The sequence below is a fragment of the Primorskyibacter flagellatus genome (assembly GCF_048268605.1).
Lineage (GTDB): Bacteria > Pseudomonadota > Alphaproteobacteria > Rhodobacterales > Rhodobacteraceae > Primorskyibacter > Primorskyibacter flagellatus.
In genome coordinates this window covers 176,718-185,613 of the sequence record NZ_JBLWVF010000007.1, presented here as the reverse complement: position 1 = coordinate 185,613, position 8,896 = coordinate 176,718, and the positions used below count along the sequence as shown (strand labels likewise).

Annotated in this window: 6 protein-coding genes and 2 pseudogenes; 2 read left to right on the top strand and 6 right to left on the bottom strand. The window is 54.9% G+C overall.

Annotation, left to right across the window (positions count from 1 at the left end; all coding sequences use genetic code 11):
• Window positions 1-115 (top strand): annotated as a pseudogene (locus tag ACN0WV_RS19520) (IS110 family transposase); the annotation flags it as partial.
• 670 nt (window positions 116-785) lie between these two features.
• On the opposite strand, the pseudogene ACN0WV_RS19515 reads toward ACN0WV_RS19520, so the two are convergent.
• Window positions 786-1,214, bottom strand: a pseudogene (locus ACN0WV_RS19515) (ATP-binding protein); the annotation flags it as partial.
• Window positions 1,215-1,380: 166 nt separating this feature from the next.
• On the opposite strand from ACN0WV_RS19515, the gene ACN0WV_RS10490 reads away from it, so the two are divergent.
• Window positions 1,381-2,082, top strand: a complete 702-nt coding sequence (locus ACN0WV_RS10490; RefSeq protein WP_417605586.1) for a hypothetical protein — start codon at window positions 1,381-1,383, stop codon at window positions 2,080-2,082.
• 433 nt (window positions 2,083-2,515) lie between these two features.
• On the opposite strand, the gene hsdR is transcribed toward ACN0WV_RS10490, so the two are convergent.
• The 5 genes from hsdR to ACN0WV_RS10465 form a co-directional block, all read right to left on the bottom strand.
• Entirely contained in the window at window positions 2,516-4,843 is a 2,328-nt protein-coding gene (gene hsdR / locus ACN0WV_RS10485) for an EcoAI/FtnUII family type I restriction enzme subunit R (RefSeq protein ID WP_417605584.1), read from the bottom strand.
• A gap of 12 nt (window positions 4,844-4,855) precedes the next feature.
• On the bottom strand, window positions 4,856-5,671 hold the full coding sequence (locus ACN0WV_RS10480) for a CBS domain-containing protein (protein ID WP_417605582.1): 816 nt from the start codon (window positions 5,669-5,671) through the stop codon (window positions 4,856-4,858).
• Window positions 5,672-5,764: 93 nt separating this feature from the next.
• A complete protein-coding gene (locus ACN0WV_RS10475; protein ID WP_417605580.1) occupies window positions 5,765-6,259 on the bottom strand; it encodes a hypothetical protein in 495 nt (164 codons plus the stop codon).
• Between the two features lie 30 nt (window positions 6,260-6,289).
• Window positions 6,290-7,444 carry a restriction endonuclease subunit S gene (locus ACN0WV_RS10470; protein ID WP_417605578.1) on the bottom strand — a complete coding sequence of 385 codons (1,155 nt, stop codon included), beginning with the start codon at window positions 7,442-7,444 and terminating at the stop codon, window positions 6,290-6,292.
• A complete protein-coding gene (locus ACN0WV_RS10465; RefSeq protein ID WP_417605576.1) occupies window positions 7,441-8,889 on the bottom strand; it encodes a class I SAM-dependent DNA methyltransferase in 1,449 nt (482 codons plus the stop codon). Before ACN0WV_RS10465 ends, ACN0WV_RS10470 begins: the two co-directional genes overlap by 4 nt.
• Window positions 8,890-8,896: the final 7 nt, after the last annotated feature.

Below are 8,896 nucleotides of genomic sequence, written 5' to 3'. Positions count from 1 at the left end.
CATCGCCGTCGGGAAGGAAAAGAAAGTCGCCATTACAGCAGTCATGCGCAAACTGCTGGTCCTCGCAAATGCCTTACTGCGCGATCAACGAAAATGGACAGAAAGCATGGCTTGACCAAGACGGATACTCCTCGGATGACTCTATACATTTCATCCCATGTCGGGTCAGCACGATCAAAACGATCCTTAGCATAGCTGACACGGCAATGATCAATGTGGACCTCACCAACTATGCGACCTCGGTTTCGCTGATCATCAATCGGGTACTCCCGCTCTTCATTTTCCCCATCGCTCCAGGAAAAAAGATCCTTGTTCCCAATCTCAATTTTTCGCCCATTGCGAACAAAATCGATACCGAACTCGGACTGGTCGAGATACCTCTGAATTCCCAGCCACCCCGTAACCTTGCGTTTACGCTCGACTACAGACTTCGCAGTCTCGCAATTCGGACATGTTCCGCCCACTTCGGCATCTACGAGCCAACTCATGCAATTGATGCAGTACAATCGGGCTGCAAGTTCATGATTGATGCTCATAACTGCCGGAATATTTGTTCCACTAGGCCCGGGAACAACCCGATCTTCATTCCACAGGCAGTGACGTCGCGCCTCGACGCGCTTGTGGTTCACATAGAGCTCAAAACTGATTGGTATTCCGTTCGGCCGAAGCATCGAAGAGTAAGCTTGCGACAGCCGTTTGCGTATTGCCGTTTGATTCGCGTTTTTTGCGAGCCATTTTCTCTGCTCTGGCTTGAGTTGCTTGATCGTAATCTCGGTACCATGTTGATCGGGATCGGCCTTTGCGCGCGACAAACGCGGCGTCCGAAAGTGACGCTGCAGACGCAACTTGTCGAAATCAATCAGGAGCCCGTGCCACTCACGCTCACCCTTCCGCGTAGTCCAAACTTCGGTGACCGAACCAAGACGAGCCGTGGCTATGTTAAATCCCATGCCAAACAGCCCAAGGCTATCGATTGGATTATTGCCTGACCACCCGGCGCGTACGGCGCGCTCCAGCATATCTGGCGTCATGCCGGGACCATTATCGATGATCCGAAGTGTTGCACCAGATGAGTCCGCTTGCGGCAAGTGGACATCGACCTTCGCACCAGCGACCGAGTTTCCAGCACGTCCTTCTTTCAAAAAGCCGTCAACTGCGTTGTCGACGAGTTCCGCGACGCAGCGCCACTGATCGATATTGATCTCGCCGAGCATCGGCAAGACGCGCGGATCGGGCTCGAGATTGAATTCGCTCGCTGGACGCGGATCGTTCGCATCGATGCTCGCCATTACACTGATTCCCTATTAACTTCAGGATATTCTTTCAATATCTCCGTACGATATGGAGGCCTCAGGTTGAACACAAGCGAAGGAAGAAGACTTGACTGTAGGTACGCCAGTTCCCTCGACTTCGGAACTCGAAGACTACCTCGAGCGCATGCGGCCGACAGTAGACGAGACGATCGACAGGCTAGGTGCAACCCGCTTCCGGGAAGATCCCATCGCAGGTAGGAAGTACTCCCGTGCGACCTCGATTGTCAGCTCAGCATACAAGAGACATGGCGCCATCCTTCAAAGGGCCCTGCTTGAGCGGCTTAGGGACTGCGCCAGATTGCGCGTTTGGACAGAGGACGACTTCAAGCTTTCACATGACACACTCCGCGAGGTCCGCATCGCAGAGAGGCTAGATTCCCTGTTGCAAGTGCAACTTCCATACGGAGATCGTGAACGCTCCGTGCGCGTCGACATCCTCGTATTCGACGAGGCATGTCGCTCCCTAAACGCCTACAACATCAAACGCGGCAACGGCTCATACGACGGCGGCAAGCGGCGACATATCCACGAAGAGCTCGTACGTACCCAGATGCTTCTTACCGACTATGGCCGCGGGATTGGGCTTTTGTCGGATACGAGCAATGCTCACGTCATCTTCTACTACGGCCTTCTGTCGCTACCGCAGCCACTCGCGATCTCTGGTGACGATCTCGACGAGCATTTCCAATTTCCTGTCCGCGAGGCAATCGAATTAGTTAACGCCTATTTCGTTGCAAGGTTATCAGCGCTCATCGAACAGGAAGACTAGCCACACCAATGATTTAGGTGCCTCCGAGCGCACTTTGCACGGTGCCCCAAAGTCGTTCGATCCCAGTCGCCTTTCAACACAAGAGACCGAGATCGAAAACGTCCTGAGCCACAATTTTTTATCCATCTTTTCAGTGCCTTGCAACCTATTCGCCAAAACCCCGCAGTCATGAGGTCCGGAGAATATCGGCCGTAGAGAACGCTCCCGGCCACCCTAGCGCCCGACCCAGTGCTAAACACCTCCCGCATAACCTCTGAATATAACGGAAAAATCCGGCCGCAGCCGGATGGGGAGAAACGTTTCTCTAGGTCAAGTGGCGGAGCGACAGTCTTCCGCACTATTCCATCAAGATACTGAAACAAATGTGATTATAATTACAGACTTTCATCTATACCACATTAAATACCCCAGTAGGATCGTTAGTCGACGTTGATCAGCTAGAGTATAAGTCTTTTTGCATCTTTCGAAATGCACTCCTGACCTCTGAAATCCCACCGAGGCGTGCCTTCCCTTCGCTAACGCTGCCAAACCGTGCTGTTAGGAATAAACCAAGCTTCTTCGTCGCAAGTTCACTTTCCCCACGGGTCTCATAGGCACCCAGAATGGCGAGAAGTAGCTCCTTCATGTCGACATCGGCCTCTACGAGGCTTCCGTTCCTGACACTATCTGCACGATCATGCCGGGTCTTGGGCGAGTTGGTAAACAAGACATAACTCAACACGTCAAATAGGTCGCTGTCAGGCGCATCGACCAGCCGCCGGATGTCATCGAGGCGGTCACGATCATAGCCACGATCCGAGAGCTGTTCCAAGAAGCGCTCACGATTGTCAGGATCGCTCCAAACGGCGCGAAGCTGATCTTCGTCTGTAACGATGCCGGTCAGGTCGCCGAACAGCCGCTCCAAGAATTCTTGGGCGGAAATCGGTTTTCCTTCGGGGCTCCAGTATGTCGTCGATGCAATGTACTTGATCCTGCGAATGCTTCCGTCTGACAGCTTCACGATGATCTTATCTTTGGGGGGCTCGGGATTGTCTCCACCTTCGGGTGGTTCGCCCTCTGGGCCAGCTGGAGGCTCACTTGTAACCGTGCGAGTTCCGCTAGGTGGCTCGGGATCAAGCGGCTCGCCATCCCATTCGGGATCGTTGAAGTTCTCATGCGCCTTGACGAAATCCCAGATCGTGAAGAAATCCTTGCCTTCATAGGTTCGCGTCCCGCGACCGATGATCTGCTTAAATTCGATCATGGAACGGATCGGGCGCATCAGCACGATGTGGCGGACATTGCGGGCGTCAACGCCGGTAGACAACTTCTGCGAGGTCGTCAGGATCGTCGGGATGGTCTTTTCGTTGTCTTGGAAGTCCCGCAAATGCTGTTCGCCTATTGCCCCATCATCGGCAGTCACGCGGTGGCAGTAGTTCGGGTTGGTCCCGTCCTTCACCTGATTGATCAGGTCACGGATCAGCGCCGCATGGTCTTGCGTTGCGCAAAACACCAGTGTCTTCTGGCGCTGATCCATCTTGCCCATGAATTCTTTCACGCGGCTCAATTCGCGCTCTTGAATGATGATCCGCGTGTTGAAATCGCCCTCGGTGAATGTCTCGCCGGTTTCCAACTCACCGGCAATCACATCGTCGCTGCCGTCATAGACGTATTCATCGATGGTGCTGGCCATTTGGCGCACTTTGAACGGTGTTAGGAAGCCGTCTTCGATCCCGTCACGCAGCGCGTAGGTGTAGGCAGGCTCACCAAAATAGGCGTAAGTATCGGCGTTATGCTTGCGCTTGGGCGTGGCCGTCAGACCAAGCTGAGCGGCTGGCTCGAAATACTCCAGCAAGCGCCGCCATTCGCTTTCGTCCTTCGCACCGCCACGGTGACATTCGTCGATCACGATGAAGTCGAAGAAGTCGGGCGGGTATTGCGTGTAAACGGGCTCGCCATCGCCGGTCATGAAGGTCTGGAAGATGGTGAAGAACAGACTGGCATTCTTCGGGGGTTTGCCGCCGTTCTTGCGGATCGTGTCGGGGTCGATCCGGGTGACGGCATCATTTGGAAAAGCGCTGAACGCGTTATACGCCTGATCGGCGAGGATATTGCGGTCGGCGAGGAACAGGATGCGCGGACGGCGTGTGGGTTCGCCCGTCAGGTTCCATTTGGCTTGGAACAGCTTCCACGCGATCTGGAAGGCGATGGAGGTCTTGCCGGTACCAGTCGCCAGCGTCAGCAGGACGCGGCGGTCGCCTTTGGCCAAGGCTTCCAGCGCAGCATTGACGGCTTTGTGCTGGTAATAGCGCAGTTCCCACTTGCCGCCGTCCGTTTCGAACTCCACGGCCCCGAACCGCTCGCGCCAGGCACTGTGGGTGGCAAAGGTGCGCTCCCAAAGTTCATCGGGCGATGGGAAGGGCAAGTCAATGTCGCCTTCGTCACCGTTGGCCATGTCGATCTGATACCAGTTCAGACCGTTCGAGGCATAGGCATAGCGCGAACCCAGCAAGGTGGCATAATTCTTTGCCTGTGCGACGGCCTCTCGCTGGCTGCGTCGGGCCTTCTTGGCCTCCAGCACGGCAAGCTTCTGACCTTTGTAGTACAAGACGTAGTCGGCAGAGAGACTGCGCCCGCGTGTGCCGCCAGATTGGATGCGCCCAACGGTGATGGGATCTTCACGTTTGACCTTGGAGCCGTTCTGCCCCCAGCCCGCCGCCGCAAGGACGGGGTCTATACGCTCGGCGCGGGTGTCGGCTTCGGTTTCATTATCGATGCTCATACGCTCAACTGATCACTTTTCAATTATTTCCACCAATTCCGCCTTTGTTTCATAGATCACGCGCACGGCTTTGCAGACGAGTTTCGCAGCCTCAGACGTCACAGCATAAGTGTTGGCGTGGGCTAAGTTGTCACGCAAGTCTCGGATCGTCTTAAAGCGTTCCTTCACTTCACCGCAGTTAGGTGACAATAACTGGGCCTTTCGAATGATGTCCGCCTTGTCGCTCAACTGTGTGAAGGCGATCTCGCTGACGAACCCGTCTTGCGCCTTGGCCTCCGCTATCCCATTGATGAGTTTTTGTCGTCTGCCCTCACTGAGCAATGACATCCAGCCTTCGGATTGCGGAAAACGTTTCTGAATCGCCAGTGCCATTGCCATTTCCAAGCTGGTAATCAGGGCGAACAGCGATGCCCGGACAGGTAACGTCTGAAGGTCCGAAAGACTGACCAGCCCTGCGATCTGGTTGCCCGATACAACGAGATTCGTCGGGTAAGTATCTGCCTGCATGACGAAGTCAAAGATGCTCGCGTCGGCACCAATCACGATCTCTTCAGAGAGGGGGGCGAAATCGTTGGAGATTGGTGTGTCCGGGGCGTCTTCGGTGAACCAGCGTTCAGCGTGGTAAAGACCTATGACGCGATTATCCTCGTTGGTGACAGGAAAATAGCTGAATTTAAGTTGGTTGCGCGCCTGCACTTGAAGGGCAGTCTCGTCCGGTGTGCATGTAACGAAAGCGCTACGCGGCACCATCATCAATTCGACCTTCAAACTACCCTGAACGAGGTGCAGGGCATCAAGGCTGGCATCGTGATTGGTCGCCCAGGTCATGCTAGTAGATAAAACCTCTTTGAACCGTTCTGGCTACAACTCGCCGCCGCAAGGACGGGATATATGTGCTTGGCGCGGGTATCGGTTTCGTCATTAACGCTCATGGGAAATCAATTTAGGGTTCTTTCCCGAGCCACGACGCAAGAGGGTTGGAACCTTCAGCAAGGCCAGTTTGAAGCAGAAAAACACGATAGCCGACACAAGCAACGCCAAGACTAGTCCAAGCCAGTTCACATCAAAATCGCTGGGGTTACGAAGCATTTGAACAAAGGAGAAAGACGCTCCAGTCAGGCCGCCAAATAATGCACCAACGGTTGCACCGATAGCGATTGCGCCCAAAGCGCCGACGCCGACCCCGGTGCCCATTGCGACAACGCCAAATCCCCCTATCACCCAACCGAGCACGCCACCGCCGACCATACCGGCGAAGAAACCAGTCCCGGTTGCGAACAGCTTGTCGAGTGCGCTCTTCTCTTCGATGAAGTATCCCGAGACAGACAGAAACAAAAGAAACGTGAAAAACAGGGAAATCACGCCCGGAAGGTGCCGACTTGGGGTTGAAAAAAGTTTTACGAAAAATGGTCTCATTGAACGGTCCTCATGGAATTGGCGCATCCATCATGTTAATTTGCCCGCGAAGGCTTTCTGCAAAAGGGATTGGTGGAGGTCGTCGAGGTCTTGCAACATCGCTTCGAAATTTCTTTCCAACCTTTGCGTCTCTTCTGAGATCGCATGAGCCCTGCTAACAATTTCCGTTCTCATATCATTATCAGGGAAAGGGATTGGAATACGGTTCAACTGTTTTTGGTTCAGCTTTGGCTGAGCCATACCACTAACGTATGGCTCTAGTGAGATCGAATTCAGGTACAGTCGAACAAATTCTTGGGTGTCAGGGTCGTCAAATCTCAACACATGTGCATGGTTGTTAACCCAGGATTTGCCGCTAATCGAAAAGGCAATCGGGTAAGTGCGCGCAAGGAGGTTCGCACCATCTTCTGAAATTAACAGGAGGTCCTCATCAAACAGATAGTCGGCGACGTGGTCGACGACACCCGATGCGCCGTAGTACGGGATGTCACCCGCGACGCGCTTTGACTTGGTTATCGGAACGCGCACGCGGTCCAAGTTCTCGGAAATCTGGTCAAGTGTCTTCTCCTGCCAATCCCCTTCACCAAACACATTCGCAAGGTAGCTCTCGAACAACTCCCGCGCGTTTTGGAGGTTGGCTTCGGCGTGAGCGCGGGCGCGGGCCAGACCCTCGAAGGCCTCGTCCAGAACCGCAACAATCCGCTGTTGTTCTTTGAGTGGCGGGAGGGGGATGGGAACCTTGCCAAGGTTTTTCCGGCTAATGCGTCGTCTAGTTGTCCCAGAGCATCGCTCGTCTACATCGCGAAGATATTCTCGCGACTGAGTGAAATATACCAAGAGCCGCGGATCAATCTTGGTTTCGTCTGGACGAACAATTGAGCAATCGACTGCCGTAATCATCTTATCGCCAGTATCCGGTATCAAGCACGCTCGTCCGACTGGATCGGGGAGGCGCGAAATCAGGCAATCGCCCGGCAGGACCTCAAAGCAATTCAGTCGCGCAAATGTGTCCTCGTCTATCCAACGTGCTTTATCCCGGCGATCTTTGAAGACGCCTTCGCCTACGTTTCCTGTCTGGACAAGTCGGATACCATCGGTTGTTTGATCCTTAGATTCAATCCAATTCCCGTCGGTGAAAACCTCCGAGATCGACGCAAGCGCTCCAGTCTTCCACCCCGCCTTCACAGCATCCCCCGGATATTCTCCAGAATGTCCGCCGTCTCGGCATCCCGTGCCAGCATGTCGGCGATGATGTCTTCGGGGCTGCGCAGCGCCTCGGCCTCGGGCGTGTTAGGGTTCTTGACCGACAAATCAAACGTGTCCTCGTCCAGATCGGAACGGTTGACGATCCAGCTTTTTGGTCCGTTGGGGCGGGTGCGCTGTAACTCTACAAACTCCGCCAGATCATCGTCGTTCAGCGGGTTGGTCTTGCCCATGTTGCGCCCCGGATCGAGCTGATAGTACCAGATGTCGCGCGTCGGCGCGCCTTTCTCGAAGAACAGCACCACGGTCTTGACGCCCGCGCCCTGAAACGTGCCTTGCGGGCAATCGAGGATGGTGTGCAGTTCCGCCGCCTCCAGCAATTCGCGGCGCAGGGCAACGCTGGCATTGTCGGTGTTGCTGAGAAAGGTGTTCTTGATCACCACGGCGGCGCGGCCCGGTGCCTTCAGCTTGCGGATGAAGTGTTGCAGGAACAGATAGGCGGTCTCGCCGGTGCGGATCGGGAAGTTTTGCTGCACCTCGCGGCGCTCGCCGCCGCCAAAGGGGGGATTGGCGAGGATGATGTCGTGGCGGTCCTTCTCCTGAATATCCATAACGTTTTCATTGAGCGTGTTGGAGTGGATCAGGTTCGGGGCCTCGATTCCGTGCAGGACCATGTTCATGATCCCGATGATGTAAGCGAGGCCCTTCTTTTCTTGGCCGTAAAAGGTTTTTGTTTGCAGGATCTCGAAGTCCGACGCAGAGAGTTTGTCGGTGCGCATGTAGTCGTAGGCCTCGCAGAGGAAGCCCGCAGAGCCGACAGCTCCGTCATAGATCGTCTCGCCGATCTTGGGGGCGGTCACCTTGATCATGGCGCGGATCAGCGGGCGCGGCGTGTAGTATTCGCCCCCGTTGCGTCCCGCGTTGCCCATGCGGCGAATACGGGTTTCGTAGAGTTGCGACAGTTCATGCCGTTCGGCCTGGGTGTTGAAGGACAGGCCATCCACCGCTTCCAGCACGTCGCGCAGAATATAGCCCGACCGAAACTTGTTGCGCAGCTCGTTGAATACCTCGCCGATCTTGTACTGGATCGTGTCCGGGTTGGTAGCGGATTGACGGAAGGCGGCGAGATGGGGGAACAGATCCTGATCGACGAATTTGATCAGGTCATCACCGATGCGAGCAGTGTTGTGATCAAACTCCCCATCCTTCTTTGGTGCAGCCCATTTGTCCCAGCGAAACGCCCCGTCGATTATCGGCGCGTAGTCGTCGCCATCCAGCTCAGCCCGGTCCTGACGTTCTGTTTCGAGATCATAAAGGTATTTAAGGAACAGGACCCATGACGTCTGTTCCACATAGTCGAGTTCGTTGGCGATGCCTTCCTCGTTGCGAAGTTCCCGCTCGATCTTGTTGAATGCGTTTTCGTACAATTTCTGC

What these genes read in the sequence shown, in the direction of transcription:
- hsdR (WP_417605584.1), bottom strand. Translation starts at nt 4,843, where the DNA reads ATGAGCATCGATAATGAAACCGAAGCCGACACCCGCGCCGAGCGTATA.
- ACN0WV_RS10475 (WP_417605580.1), bottom strand. Translation starts at nt 6,259, where the DNA reads ATGAGACCATTTTTCGTAAAACTTTTTTCAACCCCAAGTCGGCACCTT.
- ACN0WV_RS10480 (WP_417605582.1), bottom strand. Translation starts at nt 5,671, where the DNA reads ATGACCTGGGCGACCAATCACGATGCCAGCCTTGATGCCCTGCACCTC.